A 23,178-nucleotide genomic window follows, 5' to 3' on the forward strand; every position below is an offset into this window, starting at 1 on the left:
TCTTGTGAGGACCGACTAGATACCAAAGGAACCCGGCTTGCGCGCGGCCTTTCCTTGGCCTGCGCCCAGCGAACCGCCGAGGGCACCAAAAACCGATGAGGCCTGAGCGGCCCTCTCCCCTTGGACGGCGGCGGCTACCTCGTTGTAGCTAGACTGGCGGATCTTACGCCAGACGTTTTTCTTGTCTTCGCCCACCAAGCGATCAATAAACATAGTGCCGTGCAGGTGGTCAGTCTCGTGCTGCAGCATGCGAGCAAAAAGGCCTTGGCCCTCGTAAGTCACAGGCTGCCCCTCACAGGTAAGACCCGTAACTCGCGCCCAGTTCTTGCGCGGAGTCGCAGCAGATAAACCGGGAACGGAAAGGCACCCCTCGCCACCCTCCTGGGGTTCGTCCCCTATCTCAATCACCGGGTTAATGACGTGCCCTTCAAGCCCATCAATGTTGCCAAAGGTAAAAATCTGCTTGGCAATCCCCACCTGGGGGCCAGCTAATCCCACGCCTTCAACGGCGTACATGGTTTCGAGCATGTCATGGACCAGCCTGCACAGGTCCTGGTCAAAAACGGTAATGGGGTCACAGGGAGTGCGGAGAACCGGGTCACCTACGGTGCGGATAGTCAGAATGGTCATGAGCTCTCTTGGGCTAGGGTACAGGGGTCTATGAGGCAGCTTTACCGGGGTGCTCGGCAGAATCAGCAAACGGTGGCGGCACCAGGGGCATCAGTGACTCTTCGGTACTCTCAGTCAGCTCTCGGTTCAGATCCCATACTCTTTTGAGGGCACAGAATTTGAACCAGTTGCTTTTGAGTACCTGTGGGTTGGCTTGCTGGGGAACAACCTGGGTCTGGCCCACGGCTACCCCCATCAAGATGCTAGCTCCACCGTGTTTCCAAGGCTCCCACTCACCGTTTTCAGCGTCGATAAGAGCCTCTTCAGCTTTGAGCCCGGCCACCAGTTGCATAACGACCTTATCGTCCAGAGGCTTGACCCGACCTTTGCGGTCGGTGCCCTTGGTTTTATAGTCAATGATGCAGGTGTGGCCCGCTATTTCTGCTACCAGGTCAAGGGTGCCAGCATAACCCACTGTCTGGTTCCAGATAGTGACCTCGGTAGCTAAGGGTTGAGGGCGGTACTGTTCCCACCACTCATCAAAACGGTCAGCGTAGGCCTGCTCACCGTGGGCTATCAGGTTTTCACGGTAGCCTTCCAGCTCATGAGGCAGGCCCATGGCTCGTAGGGCGACCTGCTCCGCATAGTTGTGCACACGGTCCCCGCGGGCTGCGGCATCGTCTCGGTAGCGCTCTGATGCGCTCGCCGCGTCACGGATAATGGCAAATTTGAGCCCAGCGCTACTTGATGCTCGGTAGGCTCGCTGATCTTCAAGAGCAGCTTTGGCTGCCATGTAGCCATGCCAACCACTCAAGTCACTGGCCTGTTGCCCAATAACTGTAGTAATGGAAGGCACCAGCAACTCCCCGCCCACGGTGCGCGCATACATTCGACCGTGGTCGGTGGCCTGCGCGAGCATGGGAGTGGTCAAAGAAACGTCCTGACGTGGTGGGGCGGGGTTGGCGATAGATTCAGGCGCCGGGTACCTTGCATCAATCTGGGCTGCCGGCGCTCTATCGATTATACGCGCCTGGTCACCTCAATACGAGGGCACCCGTAGGTAAGCTCGGCTACCCCTATACTGCTTTGCTGCTGTCTTCTGGCTAAGTCCCCTGTTGATCACTGGGCATCAAAAAGCCCGACCTCCTAGGAGGCCGGGCTTCTCTTTGTGCGCGATACTGGGATCGAACCAGTGACCCCTTCCATGTCAAGGAAGTGCGCTACCGCTGCGCCAATCGCGCGTGGAGGTGAGGACGGGATTCGAACCCGCGTACACGGTTTTGCAGACCGTTGCCTAACCACTCGACCACCCCACCACACGCTCAGGCCGGGGCCTGAGTTGCGAAAACTAGTGTTTCCGAGAGAGCGGTTGACGAGACTTGAACTCGCGACATCCACCTTGGCAAGGTGGTGATCTACCAACTGAGCTACAACCGCAACTTGAACAACTATACACAAGGGCAGGGCCTGTTTCAACCTGGGGTGTTTGGGTTGGCTTGTAATGGAGAGGGGTATGGAAAAACCCCCGGCCATAACCGGGGGTTTGTCTGGAGCGGTTGACGAGACTTGAACTCGCGACATCCACCTTGGCAAGGTGGTGCTCTACCAACTGAGCTACAACCGCAGTTGCATTTCTATGCAGGGCTTCACCCTGTGCTGGATACGCAATGTATCTTGCGTGCGCGATACTGGGATCGAACCAGTGACCCCTTCCATGTCAAGGAAGTGCGCTACCGCTGCGCCAATCGCGCTAGAACCCTCGCCTGAGGGTTAGCGAGCGGTTGACGAGACTTGAACTCGCGACATCCACCTTGGCAAGGTGGTGCTCTACCAACTGAGCTACAACCGCATGTTTGCTGATTCCTTGGGGAACCGAACCAACGAGTAAATACTATACACGGTGTTTTGGTTTACGCAAAATTGTTATTTTGTGGTGTTGTTTGGCCGGTTTTTCCTTGATTTATAGGGGTTTTGGGCCGGTTTTCATGGGGGCGCTTTATTATTTTTATTCTATGGACTGTGCCACAGTTATTGGCGGGTTAGGATATGTTGCATTGTTGTGGTGGTGTCAAGGGAGGTTTGAGCTGTGCTACCCAGTCTTCTGACGGAGCGTTTGACCTTGAGGGCTTTACGTTTAGGGGATCTGTCTGCCCTGGTTGCAGCCTGCAGGGACCCGGAGATTGTCCGCTGGTGTGTGTCAATTCCGCTGGGATACACGGAGCAGGATGCCCTGGATTTTATCAGTTACTCACATGATGCTGCCCTTGCAGAGGCTGAGTTCATTTGGGCTATTGATGCCAGTGGTGTTTTCGCCGGGGTGGTTAGCTTATTCGATGTGTCGAGGTCTTCAGCCGAGGTTGGCTTTTGGCTTGCTCCCGATAGCAGAGGTCAAGGTTTTATGGCTGAGGCTTTGGGAGCGGTCACCGGTTTTGCACTGGATCCTTTGGGCTTGGGCTTGGATAGGCTAGTGTGGACTGCCCTGCAGGGGAACAGCTCCTCGGAGAAGGTTGCCCGCAAGGTTGGCTTTGAGGGTTTCCGCACTCTTCCTGAGGGCACGCCCGGTCGCCCAGGCTTTGATGGAGTTGCCCTCATGCAGACTGCGCGTCAGGCGGAGCTGACTCGCCAGCGGTGGGCTGAGGTTAGTTTCCCCGGCTAAAGTGGCCCCTGCCCTAGGCGCTCAAGAGCAAAAGCCTCGGCTCCTTCGCCGCCAGAAGGAACCGGGGCTGGTGTTTAAAGTGTGCTCTTCTAGGAAGCTGACTTCTGCCCTGCTGTGTGGCCTTCGCGGGCAAGAGCGGTTAGACGAGAAACGGCTCGGAAGTACTTTTTCTGGTAGCCGCCTGTCATCATTTCTTCGGTGAAGACCCTGTCAAAGGGAAGTCCGGAGGCGATAATGGGCAGGTCTTTATCGTAAAGACGGTCAGCCAGCACCACGAAGCGGAGGGCCACGGCCTGCTGGGTAATGGTTGTGACATTGCGCCAGGCAATAGCATCAAGCCCTTCAATAAATTGGCGGTAACGAGAGGGGTGAACCTTGGACAGGTGCTCAATGAGGTCCTCAAAGCTATCGATTGCAACGGTGCCAAGTGCACCAAAACCTGCTTCAACAGCGGCATCAAACTGCTCAGGTGCAAGGGGGTCCGGTGCCGGGTCAAGCCCGCGGTGGCGGTAGTCCTCGCCATCTACACGAATCACATCAAATTGGTCTGAGAGTACCTGAATTTCACGCTTGAAGTCTGCAGCGGCAAAGCGCCCCTCACCGAGTGAGCCGGGCAGAGTATTGGAGGTGGCGACCAGCTTCACCCCTGCTTCGGCCAGCTCACGCATGAGTCGGGACATCAGCACGGTGTCACCGGGGTCATCGAGTTCAAATTCGTCAATACAGACCAGCTTGTAGCCTGAGAGGGCTTCAACCGTCTTGCGGAAGGTGAGTGCACCGACCAGGTTGGTGTATTCGACAAAGGTACCGAAAGCTTTAGGGCCCTCTACTGCGTGCCAGAGGGAGGCAAGCAGGTGGGTTTTACCCACACCAAAACCACCGTCTAGGTAAAGACCTGGCTTACTGACATCCTTTTTCTTGCCCCCGCCAAAGAGCTTGCTTAAAAATCCACCGCCACTAGCGACGCCACCATTGATACTATCCCCGAAGGCTCGTAAGGCATCGACTGCCGCCTGTTGTGAGGGCTGCGCTGGGTCCGGGCGGTAGGTATCAAAGGACACCTCACCAAAGCGTTCTGAGGGGCGAAAACCCGCCAAAAGTTCATCAGCAGAAACCTGGGGGGTACGTTCGGTGAGGTGGGTGTAGGTGGCCACGTGCCTAACTTTCCTTGAGCGCAAGGGTGCGCGGGTTACATGTACAGCACCAGTGTAATGGGTGCGGGAGGTAAGGGCCGGTAGCGGTTAAGACTTTGGGGGGTGATGACACTAAGGCGGTTGAATTCTTCACAGTTCGTAGCGTTTTCCGCTGTCCGGCAGCTTCCGCTGGCGTGTTCCTTTTAGGCTAGTAAAGGTTAATCGGAAGCAAAAAGAAAGGGTTTCTCGTGGCCAAGGGTAAAAAGAAAGCCGGAGCATCTACTGCCGCAGTTGCTCTCTTGCAAGAAAGCGGGGTTGCCTTCACCATGCGCGAATACGAGCACGTCCAGGGTGAAACCCAGTTTGGTCTGGAGGCCGCTCAGAAGCTAGGCCGCTCCCCCGAACAGGTTTTCAAGACACTCATGATTAATCACGACAAAGATTTTGCGGTCTGTGTGGTTCCGGTAGCAGGCAAACTCAACACTAAGGCCGCCGCCGCCCAGTTAGGGTGGAAGAGCGCCAAGATGGCCGAACCTAAAGTAGCTGAGAAGCGTACCGGGTATGTTGTGGGCGGCATTTCTCCCCTGGGCCAAAAGACAGCCCACCCCACCCTGATCCATGAAACAGCCCAGCTTTTTGACACCGTTCTGGTCTCGGGTGGGCGGCGTGGCCTCGATCTTGAGTTGACTGCTGATGATCTGGTCAGGCTAACCGGAGGCTCCTACGCCGATATTGCGGCACCCTAACACCTCAAGAGATAGGAGGGGGCAGCCAGCCGCTGCCCCCCCCCCATCACTGCCTGAGCTTATTCTGCCGACTTAGCCTGATGTACTGGCAGGGTCAGCCCCAGCTTATCCCCCAGCCACTTTTCCACGGTGCTCTCCCAGAGCTCAGGGTCCACGTTCCACTCGCGGGTGTGGGGTGCCCCTGTAAAGGGAACAAAATCCACCAGCGGTGAAGCCTGCGCTAACTGTTCTGATGGCTGATAGGGCACGTAGGTGTCATCGCGGGAATGCAGAATCAAGGTGGGTAGAACAATATCATGTACACGGTTAGGCCAGGATATCTGTTCAAGCCGAATCGGCTCGTGCAAGCCGGTAAACCCGGTCAGTGCAGGGTGAGAAATCATGTGCACACCCAGCTTTCCTATCGAGAGGGGAATCTTGTTGAGCTGAGTATGGTAACGGATGAGTTCAAGCCAGTCCAGGGCGGGCCCATCAAGCACAAGGCCCCGGATAGCGCGGCGGTTAGAGGCAAGGTCAGCTGTTTGCATACAGATAGAGCCACCCATAGACCAGCCAAAGAGCACTACATCTTCAGCACCATGAGAAAGTGCGTAGTCGATAGCAACTTCAATATCGCGCCATTCGGTAAATCCTAGGCCGTAGCGGCCGTCTTCACTGGCCGGAGCTTCACGGTCGTTACGGTAGCTAACATGCAGGCTGGTAAGCCCTAGCTTTTGAGTCACTGTCAGTGAGCGCAGGGTTTCTGCACGTGTTGACCCCATGCCGTGAACCATCACAATCCAAGTGCTACTGGGGACTGCTAATGAATCAGATTCAGTAGCGCTATCAAGCCAGGCATTAGGGTGCACTACCCAGGCGGGGGCAGGACCAACAGGCAGGTTAAGCTCGATGTCTTGGTAGCGGTAGCCAGCCATCTGGGGGTCGGTGGCTACAACACCGGTGAGTCTGCCGCGTTTGCAGGTGGTGATATCGCCTCGATAGACCCCTTCGATGGACCGTACTACGGTCTGCTCGGTCGGCAGGTAGGAGATTACCTCGCCCAGCAGGGCGAACCCTGCTCCCCCGGCAAAATAAAACCCGTAGCGGCCTGGAGCCTGAGTCCGTTCCGTCGCGTCTAGGCAAATACTGGTGGGCTGTTGGTCTTCTATATTTTCAGCGGTTCCGTAGCCCACCGAATAAACACGAACATCTTCGTGGGGTGCTTTGGGCGGGACAACAATTTTGCGGGCAAAGTGTGTTGCCAGTCCTGCCGCCCCCAGTGCACCAGCCATAGCAAGGGTGGCACCTGCGGCACCAGCAACTCCTGCGACGGTAGCTAGAGTGAGGGTGCGCGCCGTTGAAGATGTGTCCTGCTCTGTATTCATAATGACCAGTCTAGGGGAGGTATTGCTACTAGCGGGAACGGCACACCCGTGATGTTACCAACCAGTAACCTTGTAAGGAATATCAGGGACAAGGCTGATGCCTTATTCCACTGGGTGTAATCTGGCTGAATATACATACTGTGTTATCGATATGGGTAAGGACTATACAAAATGTCTGAGCATCTACCGGGCCTAGGAAAAATCGCAAAAAACTGGAAAGAGGTTCTGACCCCTACTGAGTACGCTGTGCTCAGAGAGGGCGGTACCGAGCCTGCCTTCACCGGCCAATACTGGGATACCACCACCGAGGGTATCTACTCCTGCAGGGCTTGCGGCACCGAGCTCTTCCGGTCCAGCGAGAAGTTTGAGAGCCACTGCGGCTGGCCTGCCTTCTTCGAGCCCTTGGCAGAAAACCGAGTGCTTTATATAGAGGACCGGTCTTTGGGAATGGTTCGTGTTGAAGTGCGCTGTGCCGCCTGTGATTCTCACCTTGGCCACGTCTTTAAGGGTGAGGGCTACGATACCCCCACAGACCTGCGTTACTGCATCAATTCTGTCTGTCTCACTCTGAATGAGAAACCGCTTGAGCCCTAGCTTGAGAAACAGGACAGCAAGAAATATGTAAGCATGAGGTAATCTTCTACCGTTCAATCTCACACTCGCGACATAACCGGGTAACAGGGTTAGCTGACATAATAGTGGGGTAGTTTTCCACCGGGAGGGAGTTTTATTGTGGCGCAAACGGACAAGGTGGCAGCACCTTTAAGCGCCTCCACCGGGGGTTTTGAGATACCCGAGGGAATCACGATTCCCGAGGTTGTCTTTCTCGATGAACCCGACGGTGGCACTCCCAGCGTTATTACCACCGACCGTGGCCTGCAGAGAGTTGCCGACATCCTTGCCTCCCAGAGCGGTCCGGTAGCAGTCGACACCGAACGAGCATCGGGCATCAGGTACGGTCAGCGAGCTTTCCTGGTACAGCTCAAACGAGGTAACTCCGGGGTCATCCTCATTGACCCGGAGAGCTTCCCCCATCTCTCCCCCATCAACGAGGCCTTAGCCGGCGCTGAGTGGGTTATCCACGCCGCAAGCCAGGACCTTCCCTGCCTGGCAGAGCTGGGGATGCGCCCCGATGTGCTTTTCGATACCGAACTGGGCGGTCGTCTTGCTGGCTTTGAGCGGGTTGGCTTGGGCTATATGGTCGAGCATTTGCTGGGTTATAAGCTCGCCAAGGAGCACTCAGCGGTGGACTGGTCCCATCGGCCCCTGCCCGCGCAGTGGCTCAACTATGCGGCTCTTGACGTTGATATTCTGCTCGATTTGCGCGATGCCGTTGAGTCTGAGCTCAGGGCACAGGGCAAACTCGAACTGGCCCGGGAAGAATTCAACGCAGTTCGCGAGCGCACCGGGTTTGAGCAGAAACCTGATCCTTGGCGCAAGACCAAGGGCATCAGGGATTTGAAAACCCGCCGCCAGCTCACCGCTCTGCGTAATCTTTGGTACGAGCGTGATCACCTTGCGCAGAAAAAAGATGTGGCCCCCAAGCGGCTGCTTCCCGATTCGTCCTTGATTGCTGCGGCGCGTATCATGCCGCAGACAGTTCCAGCGGTGTTGGCGATACCGGGTTTTCAGACTCGTTCCCTCAAACGAGAGGCTCCCCGCTGGGTCAAGGCCATTACCGAGGCGAAGAAGGAACCCAGCCCGGTTCCTTTCACTCTGCCTGCGTCTGGGCCGCCGCCGCTGAAGGCCTGGGAGGTTAAGAGGCCGCTTTCCGCTGAACTGATTGCAGAAGCTAAGCCCCTTGTTATTGAGATCAGTGAGCAACTCGGTATGCCTCAAGAAAACCTGCTGACCCCCGATATCCTGCGGAGGCTGTGCTGGGACCCGCCTGCGGGTTCGGGTGAGCAAGAACTTAGGTTAGCCCTGCTTGAACTTGGGGCGCGTCAGTGGCAGATTGAACGTGTAGCGGGGCATCTAGCCAGGGTATTCACCCGGGTCAGAGCCCAACACTCACAGTAAGGATTGTACCCATGTGCACCACATGCGGCTGTCAGAATAAAGAAGAAAAACCCATTGTTGATGCTCCCCAGGAGCTAGCCGCGAGTAACCTTTCAGGGTTTTCCCGCCGCACAGCGATTATTGGTGCTGGTGGCCTGGGGGCAGGCGCGGTTCTGCTCTCTGCCTGCGGCTCCAAGGATGGCCAAACACTCACCGAAAGCGACGGTCGCCCTGCCGAACCAACCGACATGGCCGCCACCAGCGACGTACCGGTCGGCGGGGTAATTCAGGCTATAGCAAAGGGGAGCGTCGTCATGATTAGCCAGCCCACCGAGGGCGCTTTCCATGCCTTCTCATCGGTCTGCACCCACCAGGGGTGCCAGCTCAAGGCCTTGAAAGATAAAAGTATTTCCTGCCCCTGCCACTCCTCAGTTTTTTCGCTGGAGGATGGATCTGTCCTTGGTGGTCCGGCTGAGACTCCGATCGCGGAATTCCCGGTCGAGGTTAAAGACGGACGTATCTGGGTCGGCTAAGGCTACCGGTAGACAATAGAAAAACTAAAGCGGCTCTTTCTTCTGCTGAAGGAAGAGCCGCTTTGAGTGTCCCTGCGCTGGGATTTGGAGGGTTAGGAGGTGTGTTTAGGCCGTTCGCCCTCTGTTCGCGCGAAAGGCACCATATCGCCCGAAAGCTGAGCCAGAATATCGGCGCTAATTTTTTGAGGTGTCAGCCCCACTTCCTCAAGAATTTCACCGCGCTCAGCGTGCTTGATGAACTCGGCGGGCAGACCCAGCTCGTTCAGTGCTGTGTCGATACCAGCTGCGCGCATTTCCTGGCGAATCCGGGAACCTACGCCACCGGCTCGGACGCCGTCTTCAAGGGAAACCACGATGCGGTGCTCCCCTGCCAGCTCAATAAGGCTGGCAGGTACAGGCATGACCCAGCGGGGATCTACCACCGTTAGGCTCACCCCCTGGCTACCCAGCAGTTCGGCTACATCAAGCGCTAGGCGGGCAAAAGCACCCACGCCAATCAAAAGCACGTCGCGCTGACCGCTTTCAGCGTGAGGCTCCCCTAGCCGCCTGAGAATATCGGTCCCGTCTGCGGTCCGTTCAAGGGCGGGAATATCGGGGCCTACTGAGCCCTTGGGGTAGCGCACAACCGTAGGAGCATCGGAGATAGCCACGGCTTCTCGCAGTTCCTCACGCAGGGTCACTGCGTCACGGGGAGCTGCAAGATGCAGGCCCGGAATAAACTGCAGAAGAGCCAAATCCCACATGCCGTGGTGGCTGGGGCCATCGGGGCCGGTCACGCCGGAACGGTCCAAGACGAGGGTTACACCAGCCTTATGCAAGGCAACGTCCATGAGGAGCTGATCAAAACCACGGTTGAGGAAGGTGGCGTAGAGGGCAATGACAGGGTGCTGGCCGCCGTAGGCCAGACCCGCGCTCATGGCAAGAGCGTGCTGTTCAGCGATTCCTACGTCAATCACGCGGCCCGGGTGGGCCATAGCCATAGGTTTGAGCCCAACAGGAATGAGCATAGCGCCGGTGATTCCGACAATGTCCTCGCGCTCATCGGCAATATCTTTGATTTCCTGAGCAAAGATACTGGTCCAGGATTTACCAGAGGACTTAGCTAGGGCTTCACCGGTATCAGGGTCAATCACCCCCACAGCGTGGAACATATCGTCTTTATCGCTTACTGCCGGGGCGTAACCGTGGCCTTTCTCGGTCATAGCGTGAACGATAACGGGGCCACCATAGTTTTTAGCTGATTCTAGGGCTTGCTCGATTTCCTGCAGATCATGGCCGTCAATCGGTCCCACGTATTTCATCCCCAGGTCTTCAAAAATGCCACCGGGCACCATGACGTCCTTAATGCCCGCTTTCATGCCGTGCAACCCACGGTAGACCATCTGTCCCAGGGGGCCGCTCTTCTGAAGTTTGGTGCGGGCAATATCGAGGGTGCGCTCGTAGCGCGAGTCCAGGCGAACCTTATCGACCTTATTCTGAAGTTCATGTTTCAGGGCAGCCAGGTGGTTAGCGAACCCACCCACGGTCGGCGCGTAGGAACGACCGTTGTCGTTAACAACAATGACGACCTTGCGGGATCTATCAGCCGCTATATTGTTGATAGCTTCCCAGGCCATGCCACCGGTTAGGGCACCATCGCCGATGAGGGCAACAGTGTAACGGTCCTTTTGGCCGGTGAGTTGGTAGGCGCGGGAAACACCGTCAGCCCATGACAGAGACGACGAAGCGTGTGAGGACTCAACGATATCGTGCTCAGACTCAGCCCGCTCAGGGTAGCCAGCGATACCGCCTTTCTGGCGCAGGGTCGAAAAATCTTGCCGACCGGTAACCAGCTTGTGGACATAAGACTGGTGCCCGGTATCAAAAATGATGGAGTCCTGCGGTGAATCGAAGACCCGGTGAATCCCAAGAGTCAGCTCAACAACACCGAGGTTGGGGCCAAGATGCCCCCCGGTCTGAGAGACATTGGCAACCAGATAATCGCGGATTTCCTGAGCCAGCTCCGTCAGCTGCTGCGAGCTCAAGGAGTTCAGGTGCCCCGGCTCCCGGATAGTTTCTAGTAATCCCACGATGTCTCCCTCACAACCTGACCGGCCGGCTGAGTCTCCTGGTAAGGAGCTACGGAGCGAGCCAGTGGTTACAGTCTCTGGTGTCTTGCAGTTAAGTAACTTTACCCGCTTGGTGGTCGTTTAGCGATTCGCGTTGTGAGAGCAAAAGCGCCGTTTTCATTTCAGCTAAGTTACAGGCCGCGTCATTTCACCCTAAGAGACCAGGGGGCGTATTAGTATCATTACTCAAGACCCAAATGTGTGACAGCACACATTACTTGCTATATTTGGGGTGAATCATTACGCAGTTAGCTAGCAGCTGACCCCGCACGAACGGATTTGTACACATCATGACCGCATTCATCACCTGGCTGAACGAGATCATTTGGTCTCCAGTGCTGGTATATCTGTGCCTGGCCGTAGGCGTCTACTTCACCATCAGAACCCGGCTCCTCCAGATTCGCCAGATTCCCTCTATGCTTCGAGCTACCTTCAAGGGCGAGTCTTCGCAAGATGGCGTTTCCTCCTTCCAAGCACTAGCCCTGTCGCTGGCAGGGCGTGTGGGTACAGGTAACATCGCAGGCGTGGCAACTGCTATCGCCTTTGGTGGCCCGGGTGCCGTCTTCTGGATGTGGGCGGTTGCCTTCCTGGGCTCTGCAACCTCCTTTATCGAGTCCACCCTAGGGCAGATCTACAAAGAACGCGATAAGGTCACCGGTGAATACCGCGGCGGCCCCGCCTACTACTTCGAAAAGGCCTACCGGCACACCAAGTACTCGGGGCTTTTCAAGGTCTACGTCTCTCTCTTTGCTTGCGCTACCGTGCTAGCCTGCGGCTTCTTCCTGCCCGGAGTTCAGGCTAACGGTATCGCTACCTCCATGCAGGGCGCTTTCCCTCAAATTCACCCCTGGATGACTGCAACCGGTATCACCATTCTTCTTGCCTTTATCGTGGTGGGTGGCGTCAAGCGTATCGCGGCCTTTGCCTCAGTGGTCGTTCCTATCATGGCCGTTATTTATATCATTCTCGCAGTCATTGTTTGCTTCATTAATATTGGCATGCTGGGGGACGTCGTTAACCTCATCTTTAGCTCAGCATTCGGCCTGCATGCAACCTTCGGTGCCATTGTGGGTACTGCTGTTGAATGGGGCGTCAAACGAGGCATCTACTCCAACGAAGCAGGCCAGGGCACCGGCCCCCACGCTGCAGCTGCCGCCGAGGTCAAGCACCCCGCATCCCAGGGCTTTGTTCAGGCTATGGCCGTCTACATTGACACCCTCTTCGTCTGCTCTGCTACTGCTTTCCTGATTCTTTCAACCGGCATGTACCGGGTCTACCAGGGGGGATCAGCAGATACCCCCGTGCTTGCAGAAGGATCGGGGACGCTAGATCCAGAGGCAACTGTGGGGCCAGCCTTTGCGCAATCCGCCTTTGATACTCTCTTACCTGGAGCCGGCACCATCTTTATCGCTGTATCGCTGGGGTTCTTTGCCTTCACCACCATCATTGCTTACTACTACATGGCTGAAACCAACCTGCGTTACCTGACCAGGAACCTCAAAAATGAAACAGTTTCTAATGGTCTCCTACGCTTGTTACAGCTCCTCATTCTGGTTGCCACAGTAGTAGGTTGCGTCAATAGTGCTGGTGAGGCCTGGGCCCTAGGCGATATCGGTGTAGGGCTCATGGCTTGGCTGAACGTCGTCGGTATTCTGGTCATTCAGAAGCCTGCGCTGCAGGCCCTGCGTGACTACGAACAGCAACGCAAGCAGGGCCAGGATCCCCTGTTTGATCCGCGGGCTCTTGACATTAGAAACGCCGACTTCTGGGAGAACTACTACGATGTGAAAACCGGTGCAATCCCGGTTCAGAAGAAGTAGGCTCCAAGCCGGCTACAACCGTAGAGGCTGTTTTCCTCCCCAGGCGGGAGGAAAACAGCCTCTTTAATTTTTAAAGAGAACCAGTAGGCGGGGCATATAGCGCCTAGGAGGCTTTTATCCTTGCCAAAGTAAAACACACAGCGGCGCTCAAGAAGGCAATAAGACCTAGAAGCAGTGCGGGCATACCAAGCGAAACCAGAAAATCTCCTAGGAGAAAATGTTGCAGGGCATCGTGGTCACCCGTAGCATCACGCGAGGGTTCCCTGGCTAGCATCCCGGGCAAAATATAGGTCAGGCTTATCCAGGCCGACATCCAAGAAGCAATCCCCACTTTAGCCAGATAGCGCCCTGCACCCAGTGCTCCACCGGCTTGAGGCCTGTTGAGAAGCCGAGTACCGCTGACAAGATACCAGGCAAGGGCCACAAGACACAGCGCAAAGAAGACCCAGCCCAGGGCTACGAATATCAGATAGGCCGACAATCCGCTAGCTACCCCACCGGTGAGCGGTACCAGCAGGAAGGCATCCACAAGCCCCGCTACTATCAAGACAAGCCCCAGCCACAGAACGACAGCCGGCCCTTCTCGTGATGCGGGACCTGCGCTCACTTTGTACTGTGAATTATTCTGGGTCATACCGATAGGCTACAGTAGCTACCCGCAGTTTGGATATAGAGGAGGGCCTGCCCCACGATAGGTAGAGCAGGCCCTCCAGACTAACTGGCTAGAGCCAGCCTAGGTTGCGCGCTGGTTAGGATCCGCGCACCAGGTTACGCAGAACATACTGCAGAATACCGCCGTTGCGGTAGTAGTCGGCTTCACCGGGGGTATCAATGCGTACTACAGCGTCGAACTCGGTGACGGTGCCATCTTCGGCAGTAGCGGTGACCTTAAGGGTCTTGGGGGTAGTCCCCTCGTTCAGCTCGGTCAGGCCGGTGATATCGAAAGTTTCGGTACCGGTCAGGCCCAGTGAGGCGTGGGATTCACCCGCAGGGAACTGCAGGGGAACAACACCCATACCGATCAGGTTAGAACGGTGGATACGCTCGAAGGACTCAGCAATAACAGCCTTGACGCCCAGCAAGGTGGTGCCCTTAGCTGCCCAGTCGCGTGATGAACCGGTGCCGTATTCCTTACCGCCCAGTACAACCAGCGGGATACCCGCAGCCTGGTAGTTCTGTGCAGCATCGTAAACGGTAGTCTGCTCGCCGCCAGCGGTGAAGTCGCGGGTGAAACCGCCCTCAACACCGTCCAGCAGCTGATTCTTGATGCGGATGTTGGCAAAGGTACCGCGAATCATGACCTCATGGTTACCACGGCGTGAGCCGTAGGAGTTGAAGTCCTTACGCTCTACCCCGTTCTCAATCAGGTAACGGCCAGCAGGGGTATCTGCCTTGAAGGAACCTGCAGGTGAGATATGGTCGGTGGTCACAGAGTCGCCCAGCTTCAAAAGAACGCGAGCGCCCTTTATGTCCTCTACGGGGGTGATCTCCATGGTCATGCCCTCAAAGTATGGGGGCTTGCGCACATAGGTTGACTTTTGGTCCCACTCGAAAGTGGAGCCGGTGGGAGTGTCCAGGGCCTGCCAGCGCTCGTCACCGTCAAAGATGGTGCCGTATTCCTTGGTGTACATGTCGGTATCGACAGAGGCGTCGATAATCTGCTGTACTTCGGCGGGGTCAGGCCAGATGTCCTTGAGGTAGACGGGGTTGCCATCTGCGTCGGTACCCAGGGCATCGTTCTCGAAGTCGAAGTCCATGCTACCGGCCAGGGCGTAGGCGATAACCAGTGGCGGTGAAGCCAGGTAGTTCATCTTGACGTCAGGTGAGATACGACCCTCAAAGTTGCGGTTACCGGAGAGTACCGCGGTGACGGACAGGTCATTTTCCTGAATGGCCTCGGAGATTTCTGGTTCCAGCGGACCGGAGTTACCGATACAGGTAGCGCAACCGTAGCCTACAACGAAGAAGCCCAGCTTCTCCAGGTCAGGCAGGAGGCCAGCCTTCTCGTAGTAGTCAGTGACAACCTTGGAGCCCGGTGCGATAGAGGTCTTGACCCAGGGCTTAGCTGTCAGGCCCTTGGCTGCTGCGTTACGAGCCAGTACACCGGCGGCCATCATGACCGAAGGGTTCGAGGTGTTGGTGCAGGAGGTAATCGACGCAATCGACACTGCACCGTTCTTGAGCTCGAACTCGCGGCCATCGGCCATTGAAACGGCAACGGACTTAGCGTCTTCGCCAGAAGCCGCGTAGTTCTTAATATCGTTTGCGAACTGTTCCTTGGCATCGGTGAGCTGGATACGGTCCTGGGGGCGCTTGGGCCCGGCGATGGAGGGCACCACGGTGGACAGGTCCAGTTCCAGGTACTCGGAGTACTCGACCTCTGCTGAGGGATCGTGCCAGAGACCCTGTTCCTTGGTGTAGGCCTCAACCAGTGCAACCTGCTCTTGGCTGCGGCCGGTCAGGCGCAGGTATTCCAGAGTCTGCTCGTCGATGGGGAACATGGCCGCAGTTGAACCAAACTCGGGGCTCATGTTACCGATGGTGGCGCGGTTAGCCAGAGGTACCTGGCCAACACCGTCACCGTAGAACTCAACGAACTTACCGACAACACCGTGCTGACGTAGCATCTCGGTGATGGTCAGAACAACGTCGGTTGCGGTAGCACCGGCGGGAATAGAGCCGGTGAGCTTGAAGCCAACGACGCGCGGAATCAGCATGGATACGGGCTGGCCCAGCATGGCTGCCTCAGCTTCAATACCGCCAACGCCCCAACCCAGAACGCCCAGGCCGTTGACCATGGTGGTGTGGGAGTCAGTACCGACAACGGTGTCGGGGTAGGCACGCAGGACGCCACCTACTTCGCGGGCCATAATGGTGCGTGCCAGGTACTCGATGTTGACCTGGTGCACGATACCCATGCCCGGGGGAACGACCTTAAAGTCATCAAAAGCGGTCTGGCCCCAGCGCAGGAACTTGTAGCGTTCGCCGTTGCGCTGGTACTCGATATCCATGTTGCGGGTAATGGCATCAGCGGTACCGAAGTTATCGATCTGAACGGAGTGGTCGATGACCAGTTCAGCAGGTGCCAGGGGGTTGATTTTGGAGGGATCTCCGCCCAGCTCCTTGACAGCCTCACGCATGGTAGCTAGGTCAACGACACAGGGTACGCCGGTGAAGTCCTGCATGATAACGCGGGCAGGGGTGAACTGGATTTCGGTGTCCGGTTCGGCGCTGGGATCCCAGTTTGCAAGAGCCTTGATGTGGCCCTCGGTGATGTTGGCGCCGTCTTCGGTGCGCAAAAGGTTTTCTAGGAGAACCTTAAGAGAGTAGGGCAGTTTTTGCGAGCCTTCTACTGCCTTTAGACGGAAAATTTCATAGTCGGTTCCGTTGACGTTCAAAACGCCCTTTGAACCGAAGCTGTCCACAGTGCTCATATGTGGGACTCCTCTCGACACTGTCTTATGATCGGCTCCCCGCTTCCGGTACCACTGCGTCCGTGCAGTGGGTGTGTGATGCTCAGTGTGAGCCGGAAGGCGTAAAGCCACTGCATCTTAGTGTACCCCGTATCACGTTGTTCACATATTTTGAAGACAAAGCGTTAGTAAATGTTTCGTCTACATATTTCAGGGAGAGCTCGCTCATCCCACCCCGGACACGATTTTTTCGGATTTGGAAAAGAAAAAGTACCGTTAATATATTGCACCCTTGTACCTGAACAGAGTCATGATTGTTTCTCATGGACAACCGCGCTGGGCTTTATCTAGGCCGTCGGGCTAGTGCTAACTACCTATTACGGCTTGTATACTCTCTTGGCGGAACCCGTTAATGGCCTACCCGGGCTACGCCACCACCAAGATTTACAGCATGATGAAAGAAACTTACTAGTTTAGCCTCACTATCACAGTGATGTGGGGCCTCACCACTGCACTTCTCTTAGTTGCTCTGCTGAAGGCGCGCAAGTGGTTGCGAGGTATAGCCCCCTACTACACAAAGCACGCTATCCGGTTTATATTCCCCTGCTGTAGCTCCCATTTGATTCCTTCTCTTTTTGAGCTAGCAGATGGGAATAGGATTGGCCGACGCTTTCGTAGCATCAGCATACAACACCACAGCTATTCCATTTGGAGCAGCCATCCTAGTTCTCGGAGTTTTAGGTATCTACGGCCTGTTTGCTCCGACTCACTCTCATACAGTCAGTTCAGCTTCCAGGACGCTGGATAAGAAAACCTGTTCTTGTTCCTCCATCTTTTGAGCAAACTCTGTTGATGAGCTAACCTTTTGGGGAATAGACAGACCCACTTTTTCGACAAAAATATCGCGGCTTCTGTGCAGGTTCCCTGCCATCGTTGAACCACCATTAAGTCGATAGAGTGAATTTTTTTCCCTAGTATCTAGCAGATTGCAGGGATATAAAAAGAAACCCTTGTCAGCCTCGAAACGGAACATATACGACAGAATTTGGTGAAAATCTGAACCATTAATGTTTCTTTGGGGCTTATATTTAGCGTCTGCAACAACAGGTGCAGATCTATCTTTCCCAATAAAGTCAGGGAAGATCGACCCTGTCAGCCCTCCTCTTTCGGAAGTAAAAAGATGCTCCCTCCCTACCCCAGCCTTATTAAGCGGGTGGTAAAAGTATTCACCGATGAGGGTATTAACATATTCTTCCCATAGCCAAGCCCCATCAAAGAGTACTCCATGAATCTTCATCGGACTGTCTTCAAGTCCATGTCTAACCTGCTTCAGAATGAACAGGCAGATGCGTTGGAGCAATGAGTATTCATGGAAATAAGCGTGCCGGATTGGAAGCCTTTCAGCATGCTGGATAACCCGCATCCGGTCTGCCCTCCTGTAGGAGGGGGTCACTTCTATAACTTTTGAGATTTCCTCATGGGCGGTATCCAAAACCATGGACAGGTGCGGTTTAGTTTTTAAGAGCTCAATAGTGTGGCGAACAAGTTGCGTGAGCGGATTATCTAAGGTAAATTCCCTTTGCTTGTAGGCAACTCGGCCGGTAAAGGGAGTATTGATCCGTATGTGTCGAGCTAAATCCAGTCCCTCACGAACACTAGAGTCATTATATTCTACGGTCTGATAGCTTTTATAGACCCCTTTTCGCAGTGAGGCTTTCAGAGATTGAGGAAACAGGAAACTCGCAAAATCATAAGTATTTGTGCCATCCCCACCAGCCGCAACTAAATTGAGCAGATTTGGAATATCTAAAACCTTCGCCAGCATGTAATGGAGGAAGTAGTCCGTCTCTAAGGGACTAAACCTCGATGCAATCACAAGCTGTTCATCATCCACTTGCACCAAGCCCATCAGATTCCCAGTCTGATACTGAGTTTTTCCTTTAGACTTCAACACGACCTGTTTACTGGTCATATCTTGAGATTGTGCCATACTGCCTGGAAATAGAAGGATTCCCTGCCTCTCAAGAGAAATCAGTTCTTGGTCGGCAATCAAATCGATAACCTTTGGAATACCATCGACGGAAGCTGCTAGGAGAGTAGAGTTATCTGTGACCCTAATTCTGGTTATCAATTTCACCCAATTCACCAAAATATGCAGAGCGTAGAGATCCCATCAGCTCATCTTCATTATAAAGACCCCGAATATACTCATACAGTATGGGTTCAAGATAATCACTCCACAGAAGGTCAAAGCTCCCAATCTCTTTGACTTTCAACATATACGCTGGCCCAATGTGATAATTACGGTTTAGCCCCTCAATCGTTTCAATCATTTGATTAAGACGACTAAGCCTGTTAATTGCATCATTAATTAGAAAATCATCTTCAAGTTGATTAAGGATATCTATTTGTTCTTCAGCTTTGATTTCGATAAACCTAAATCTACGACGCATCGCAAAATCAAAACTATCAACAGATCTATCAATATCATTCATAGTGCCAATAATGTAAACGTTCTCGGGAATATAAAATGTTGATTCCTTATTTGATGCCAGGTTAGAATACTGAGTTAAAACCCTTCCCGCAGGGCCGCGGTACCCTGGATCAATAGCAAAAAATAACTCACCAAAAATCTTGGATATTTCACCCCTGTTGATCTCATCAATAATGAACACGTAATTTTTGAGAGGCACCGACTCAACTTTTGTAGCTTCACTCTCCACATCACGACCCACTATCTTTTCATAAATGGAGTACAGGTAAGAGTCTCCTTGAGTCTTATTAAATCGCCCCAGGTAAGTGGATGACTCTGTAACCGTGGAAAAAATCCGTTCTGATTCCAGAAGCCTCTTAAGCTCAGATAGTTTAACCTTGACACTTCTAGATATTTCATTATCGGGAATCTCTACCTCAATGACATCAGAGGTAACGTTGGTAATTCTAAAACGATTACCACTTCGAGTTGCTAGAGTTTGAACTTCAAAATCGATTGAGTTCAAGAAGCTCGTTATTCTCTGTTCTGCCTCGATTTCTTTTACTAGCTCCGAACTAGATTTTGTAGAGTCAACGTAGTTTTTACGAGCTCTACCGATAAAGGCCTTGAAGATACCGTCCTTTAGCTCAAACCCAACGATGCCATCTTCTGCTAGCACAGGACGTAGCCCCTCAACAAAATCTGTATAGTCATAGCTAGGGTGGAACTGTACGAATTCGACTTGCTCAAGTTCCCGTTCAGTAAGCTGGTTGTAATCTTGTTTTTTACCTTCGCTAATAATTTGTGCAGCAAGTTGCTTAGCTAGATACGACTTTCCTGTACCAGGGGCACCACGGAAGATGATGTTTCGAGATATTTTAAGTGCATGGGCATAGGCACTATATGCAGTGACTGATTCTTCTTGAGGAGCATCTTTCTCATTTGGGGTTCCTTTGTCTTGGTACTTCAAAACAAAGGTATCTCCAGGTTCACCAAACCGTTCAAGACACTCTTTCGCAAAAACTAGGGTTGAAAAGATATTCCAGCAGTAGAAGACTAAAGTGCGTCCATCTCTTGTTTTATACTGAACATATTCGATAGTGTTCCGGTATTTCCTAAATTCTTCGATACTAAAATACAACCCACGAAAAGGCTCCTGAGTGCCATATCGGCATACTGGGAAACTCAGACGTTCTTCATCATCTAATGCGAGAATCTGGTCTTCAAAAATCTGTGCGGCTAGCCGTGGTAACGTCTGATTTGAGATGCTCCGTTCATAGAGCTGTCGATCTCGGGTGGTTACATCACCCTGGGCACTTTCAAAATAGACCTCTACGGGCTTATAGTAATCCCCAGCCCAAACATTTTCCATTGTGAACTCAGGTTCTGTTGAGGTTACGTCTTGAGCTGTTATTCTGAGCGTATAGATATTTTCCTGCATACCTTAGGTTCGTCCCCTGTCTGAGAAAGCAGTTTTAGCTTTATCTTAGAGACCAGCTTGTAAGAGCGCTAGGTCTGACTCGCCACGAAGCCATCGAATCAATAATAAGCACGTATGCAAGTCCCTATGTATATTGCGTGAACAGGTTCCTATGTATAGCTCAGCCATGTGCGTGGATTTACTGCACCTTTTCTCGCTTAGAACTCTGGGCACGGTAGACTGGATAGTCCATGTGTTTTACCTTCCGAAACTTAGATTGAGGTTTGAATGGCACGCCGCACCGCAACAGTGCATGATGACTACCCCACCGACATCACCGAAAACATTGTCGACATCGATGTCACCAGCGAAATGGAAACCAGCTTCCTGGAGTACTCCTACTCAGTCATCTACTCCCGCGCGCTTCCGGATGCCCGCGACGGCCTCAAGCCCGTCCAGCGCCGGATCCTCTACATGATGCAACAGATGGGTCTGCGCCCCGACAAGGGCCACGTCAAGTCAGCCCGCGTCATTGGCGAAGTCATGGGTAAACTCCACCCCCACGGCGATAGCGCAATCTACGATGCCATGGTGCGCCTGGCCCAACCCTTCGCTATGCGCCTACCCGTAGTCGATGGCCACGGCAACTTCGGCTCCCTGGACGATGGCCCGGCGGCCTCCCGCTACACCGAAGTGCGCATGGCCCCCGCCGCACTGGCCATGACCGCTAACCTCGATGAAGACGTCGTAGATTTTGTACCCAACTACGACAACCAGTTCATGCAGCCCTCCGTCCTACCGGCGGCCTACCCCAACCTGCTAGTTAATGGGTCCTCCGGTATTGCCGTGGGTATGGCCACCAACATGGCCCCGCACAACCTCCGCGAAGTCATTGCCGCAGCTCGGCACCTGCTCGAACACCCCGATGCCAGCCTCAAAGAAATCATGAAGTTTGTTCCCGGGCCCGATCTGCCCAGCGGTGGCACGATCGTGGGAACCAGCGGTATCAAGGATGCCTATGAAAAAGGGCGAGGTATCTTCAAGACCCGCGCCAAGGTATCCATTGAACGGGTCACCGCCCGCAAACAGGGCATCGTCATTACCGAGCTCCCCTACCTGGTTGGCCCCGAAAAGGTCATCGAAAAAATCAAGGACGGGGTTAACTCTAAAAAGATTCAGGGCATCTCTGACGTTGTTGACCTGACTGACCGCAAAAACGGCCTGCGCATGGTCGTTGAAATCAAGAACGGCTTTAACCCCCAGGCTGTTCTAGCCGCACTCTACAAGCACACCCCGCTTGAAGACTCTTTTGGCATCAACAACGTTGCCCTGGTTGACGGCCAGCCGCAGACTCTGGGGCTCATGGACCTACTTCACGTCTATGTAAATCACCGCATCGATGTGGTCCGCCGCCGCACCGGCCACCGCCTGGGCAAACGCCAGGACCGCCTGCACCTGGTGGAGGGTCTGCTGGTTGCCATTTTGGATATCGACGAAGTCATTCAGATTATTCGCACTTCGGACGAAACCGCTCAGGCTCGTACCCGGTTGATGGATATTTTCGACCTGACAGAGATTCAGGCCAACCACATCCTGGAGCTGCGCCTGCGCCAGCTCACCAAGTACTCCCGTCTTGAGCTTGAAAAAGAGCGTGAAGAGCTACTGGCTGAGATTGCCCAGCTCCAGGAAATCTTGGCCTCCGATACCAAGCTCCGCGCTCTGGTCTCCGACGAACTCCAAGCTGTAGCCGATGAGTACGGTACCGACCGCCGCACCAAGATTGTGAGCAAGGACGAGCTGGCCGATGCTGTTGCGGCTCTTGCCGCCAGCGCTTCTAAGGCCAAGAAAGAGGCCGCGCTGTCCCTGGAAATTGCCGATGACCCCTGCTGGGTTATTCTCTCTACCTCCGGCCAGCTGGGCCGTACTCGAGGTGTCAAAGGCCAGCGCCAAGCGCTTGTTGACCCCGGCAAGCGCCTCAAACACGATGCTTTCCTATCGGTGGTCCCCACCAGCGCCCGGGGTGAAATCGGTGCGGTAACCTCTCGCGGTCGCCTGGTGCGTGTACCGGTCATTGATATCCCGGTTCTGGAAGAAAGTTCTGGCGCTCCCCAGCTTGCCAGCGGTGTTAAGGCCGCCGAGGCTATTTCTCTGGCACGGGGTGAAAAGCTCATCGGCATGGTTCCCCTCAACGCTGTTGTAGCTCTTGCCACCGAACGCGGTGTCATCAAACGGGTCAACCCCGATTACCCGCTTAACGCCACGGAGTTTGAGATTATCAAGCTCAAGCCCAAGGATACGGTTGTGGCAGCCGCTGTATGCGACTCCAACGATGCTGTGCTGACTTTTGTTACCGAACAGGCCAAGCTTCTGACCTTTGATGCGGGCAAGGTCCGCCCCCAGGGCCGTACCGGTGGTGGTATGGCCGGTATGAAGGTTGCAGATGACGATAAGCTCATTGCCTTAGGTGTTACCGCCCCCACGGATACCGCGCACGTTGTCACTATTACCAATGGCAGGGACGAGGGCGCTACGGCCAAGGTTACGGAGCTCACCGAGTTCCCGCAGAAGGGCCGTGCTACAGCGGGTGTACGGGCCCACCGATTCCTCAAGGGTGAAGATGCTCTTGCCCTCGCCTGGGTAGGTCTTGGCCCTGCCAAGGCGGTCTCTACCGCCGGTGTTGCGCGCACCCTGCCCACAGAGTTCGGGCCCCGAGATGGCTCCGGTGTCCTACTGACCCAGGGGATTGATGCGATTGGCCCTAACTACCAGGCTGTCACGGAACAGAAGCTTCCGGCCCAGCCTGCCGTCAGCCAATCGGTTGAGCAAGACCCAGTGGAGGTAGCTGAGGACCCCGGTAGGCCCACGGCTACCCCCCTTATCGACCCGCTCTTCTAGAAGAAGCAAA

The 23,178-nt window shown here is 54.6% G+C and carries 16 protein-coding genes and 6 tRNA genes; 7 read left to right on the plus strand and 15 right to left on the minus strand.

Annotation, left to right across the window (positions count from 1 at the left end):
• Positions 1-15 precede the first annotated feature (15 nt).
• The 8 genes from def to ACN085_RS03240 form a co-directional block, all read right to left on the minus strand.
• Positions 16-630: a peptide deformylase gene (gene def / locus ACN085_RS03205; protein ID WP_419104319.1), complete on the minus strand. Its 615-nt coding sequence runs from the start codon at positions 628-630 to the stop codon at positions 16-18.
• A 28-nt stretch (positions 631-658) separates the two neighbouring features.
• Entirely contained in the window at positions 659-1,540 is an 882-nt protein-coding gene (locus tag ACN085_RS03210) for a cytochrome (protein ID WP_419104318.1), read from the minus strand.
• A 238-nt stretch (positions 1,541-1,778) separates the two neighbouring features.
• Positions 1,779-1,850 (minus strand) — tRNA-Val (locus tag ACN085_RS03215).
• Position 1,851: 1 nt separating this feature from the next.
• Positions 1,852-1,925 (minus strand) — tRNA-Cys (locus ACN085_RS03220).
• Between the two features lie 48 nt (positions 1,926-1,973).
• A tRNA-Gly gene (locus ACN085_RS03225) sits at positions 1,974-2,046 on the minus strand.
• 111 nt (positions 2,047-2,157) lie between these two features.
• Positions 2,158-2,233, minus strand: a tRNA-Gly gene (locus ACN085_RS03230).
• Positions 2,234-2,288: 55 nt separating this feature from the next.
• A tRNA-Val gene (locus ACN085_RS03235) sits at positions 2,289-2,360 on the minus strand.
• Between the two features lie 25 nt (positions 2,361-2,385).
• Positions 2,386-2,458: transfer RNA gene (locus ACN085_RS03240), tRNA-Gly, on the minus strand.
• A gap of 237 nt (positions 2,459-2,695) precedes the next feature.
• Between ACN085_RS03240 and ACN085_RS03245 the strand changes: the two genes are divergently transcribed.
• Positions 2,696-3,265 (plus strand): GNAT family N-acetyltransferase, encoded by a 570-nt coding sequence (locus ACN085_RS03245; RefSeq protein WP_419110581.1) that lies wholly within the window; start codon positions 2,696-2,698, stop codon positions 3,263-3,265.
• A gap of 89 nt (positions 3,266-3,354) precedes the next feature.
• Here the strand turns inward: ACN085_RS03245 and zapE are convergent, their stop codons facing one another.
• Complete coding sequence (gene zapE, locus ACN085_RS03250; protein ID WP_419110582.1) at positions 3,355-4,419, minus strand: cell division protein ZapE; 1,065 nt, start codon at positions 4,417-4,419, stop codon at positions 3,355-3,357.
• A 227-nt stretch (positions 4,420-4,646) separates the two neighbouring features.
• Between zapE and ybaK the strand changes: the two genes are divergently transcribed.
• A complete protein-coding gene (ybaK, locus tag ACN085_RS03255; RefSeq protein ID WP_419110583.1) occupies positions 4,647-5,144 on the plus strand; it encodes a Cys-tRNA(Pro) deacylase in 498 nt (165 codons plus the stop codon).
• A gap of 59 nt (positions 5,145-5,203) precedes the next feature.
• On the opposite strand, the gene ACN085_RS03260 is transcribed toward ybaK, so the two are convergent.
• Positions 5,204-6,508: an alpha/beta hydrolase family protein gene (locus ACN085_RS03260; RefSeq protein ID WP_419110584.1), complete on the minus strand. Its 1,305-nt coding sequence runs from the start codon at positions 6,506-6,508 to the stop codon at positions 5,204-5,206.
• Between the two features lie 171 nt (positions 6,509-6,679).
• On the opposite strand from ACN085_RS03260, the gene msrB reads away from it, so the two are divergent.
• From msrB to ACN085_RS03275, 3 genes are all read left to right on the plus strand, one after another.
• The gene (gene msrB / locus ACN085_RS03265) at positions 6,680-7,102 is read left to right on the plus strand and encodes a peptide-methionine (R)-S-oxide reductase MsrB (protein WP_419110585.1); all 423 of its coding nucleotides are present in this window, start codon (positions 6,680-6,682) and stop codon (positions 7,100-7,102) included.
• Positions 7,103-7,240: 138 nt separating this feature from the next.
• The gene (locus tag ACN085_RS03270; protein WP_419110586.1) at positions 7,241-8,527 is read left to right on the plus strand and encodes an HRDC domain-containing protein; all 1,287 of its coding nucleotides are present in this window, start codon (positions 7,241-7,243) and stop codon (positions 8,525-8,527) included.
• Between the two features lie 11 nt (positions 8,528-8,538).
• A complete protein-coding gene (locus ACN085_RS03275; protein WP_419110587.1) occupies positions 8,539-9,039 on the plus strand; it encodes a Rieske (2Fe-2S) protein in 501 nt (166 codons plus the stop codon).
• A gap of 92 nt (positions 9,040-9,131) precedes the next feature.
• Here ACN085_RS03275 and dxs read toward each other — a convergent pair whose 3' ends face one another.
• The gene (dxs, locus tag ACN085_RS03280; RefSeq protein WP_419110589.1) at positions 9,132-11,108 is read right to left on the minus strand and encodes a 1-deoxy-D-xylulose-5-phosphate synthase; all 1,977 of its coding nucleotides are present in this window, start codon (positions 11,106-11,108) and stop codon (positions 9,132-9,134) included.
• Positions 11,109-11,437: 329 nt separating this feature from the next.
• Here dxs and ACN085_RS03285 point away from each other — a divergent pair, with 329 nt between their 5' ends.
• Complete coding sequence (locus tag ACN085_RS03285; protein WP_419110590.1) at positions 11,438-12,967, plus strand: alanine/glycine:cation symporter family protein; 1,530 nt, start codon at positions 11,438-11,440, stop codon at positions 12,965-12,967.
• 103 nt (positions 12,968-13,070) lie between these two features.
• Here ACN085_RS03285 and ACN085_RS03290 read toward each other — a convergent pair whose 3' ends face one another.
• The 4 genes from ACN085_RS03290 to ACN085_RS03305 all read right to left on the minus strand — a co-directional run bounded on the left by ACN085_RS03290 (position 13,071) and on the right by ACN085_RS03305 (position 20,294).
• On the minus strand, positions 13,071-13,601 hold the full coding sequence (locus ACN085_RS03290) for a hypothetical protein (RefSeq protein ID WP_419110591.1): 531 nt from the start codon (positions 13,599-13,601) through the stop codon (positions 13,071-13,073).
• 115 nt (positions 13,602-13,716) lie between these two features.
• Positions 13,717-16,401, minus strand: coding sequence for an aconitate hydratase AcnA (acnA, locus tag ACN085_RS03295; protein WP_419100494.1), 2,685 nt, complete (start codon positions 16,399-16,401; stop codon positions 13,717-13,719).
• 751 nt (positions 16,402-17,152) lie between these two features.
• Positions 17,153-18,433 (minus strand): 5-methylcytosine restriction system specificity protein McrC, encoded by a 1,281-nt coding sequence (locus tag ACN085_RS03300; RefSeq protein WP_419110592.1) that lies wholly within the window; start codon positions 18,431-18,433, stop codon positions 17,153-17,155.
• A 61-nt stretch (positions 18,434-18,494) separates the two neighbouring features.
• Positions 18,495-20,294, minus strand: a complete 1,800-nt coding sequence (locus tag ACN085_RS03305) for an McrB family protein (RefSeq protein ID WP_419110593.1) — start codon at positions 20,292-20,294, stop codon at positions 18,495-18,497.
• 267 nt (positions 20,295-20,561) lie between these two features.
• Here ACN085_RS03305 and ACN085_RS03310 point away from each other — a divergent pair, with 267 nt between their 5' ends.
• Positions 20,562-23,168 carry a DNA gyrase/topoisomerase IV subunit A gene (locus ACN085_RS03310; RefSeq protein WP_419110594.1) on the plus strand — a complete coding sequence of 869 codons (2,607 nt, stop codon included), beginning with the start codon at positions 20,562-20,564 and terminating at the stop codon, positions 23,166-23,168.
• The last annotated feature ends 10 nt before the right edge of the window (positions 23,169-23,178 follow it).

This window comes from Rothia sp. P4278 (genome assembly GCF_048512945.1).
Taxonomy (GTDB): domain Bacteria; phylum Actinomycetota; class Actinomycetes; order Actinomycetales; family Micrococcaceae; genus Rothia.

Coding starts and splice junctions, on each gene's coding strand:
- def (WP_419104319.1), bottom strand. CDS start 630: ATGACCATTCTGACTATCCGCACCGTAGGTGACCCGGTTCTCCGCACT.
- ACN085_RS03260 (WP_419110584.1), bottom strand. CDS start 6,508: ATGAATACAGAGCAGGACACATCTTCAACGGCGCGCACCCTCACTCTA.
- msrB (WP_419110585.1), top strand. CDS start 6,680: ATGTCTGAGCATCTACCGGGCCTAGGAAAAATCGCAAAAAACTGGAAA.
- ACN085_RS03275 (WP_419110587.1), top strand. CDS start 8,539: ATGTGCACCACATGCGGCTGTCAGAATAAAGAAGAAAAACCCATTGTT.
- ACN085_RS03285 (WP_419110590.1), top strand. CDS start 11,438: ATGACCGCATTCATCACCTGGCTGAACGAGATCATTTGGTCTCCAGTG.
- ACN085_RS03290 (WP_419110591.1), bottom strand. CDS start 13,601: ATGACCCAGAATAATTCACAGTACAAAGTGAGCGCAGGTCCCGCATCA.
- acnA (WP_419100494.1), bottom strand. CDS start 16,401: ATGAGCACTGTGGACAGCTTCGGTTCAAAGGGCGTTTTGAACGTCAAC.
- ACN085_RS03305 (WP_419110593.1), bottom strand. CDS start 20,294: ATGCAGGAAAATATCTATACGCTCAGAATAACAGCTCAAGACGTAACC.
- ACN085_RS03310 (WP_419110594.1), top strand. CDS start 20,562: ATGGCACGCCGCACCGCAACAGTGCATGATGACTACCCCACCGACATC.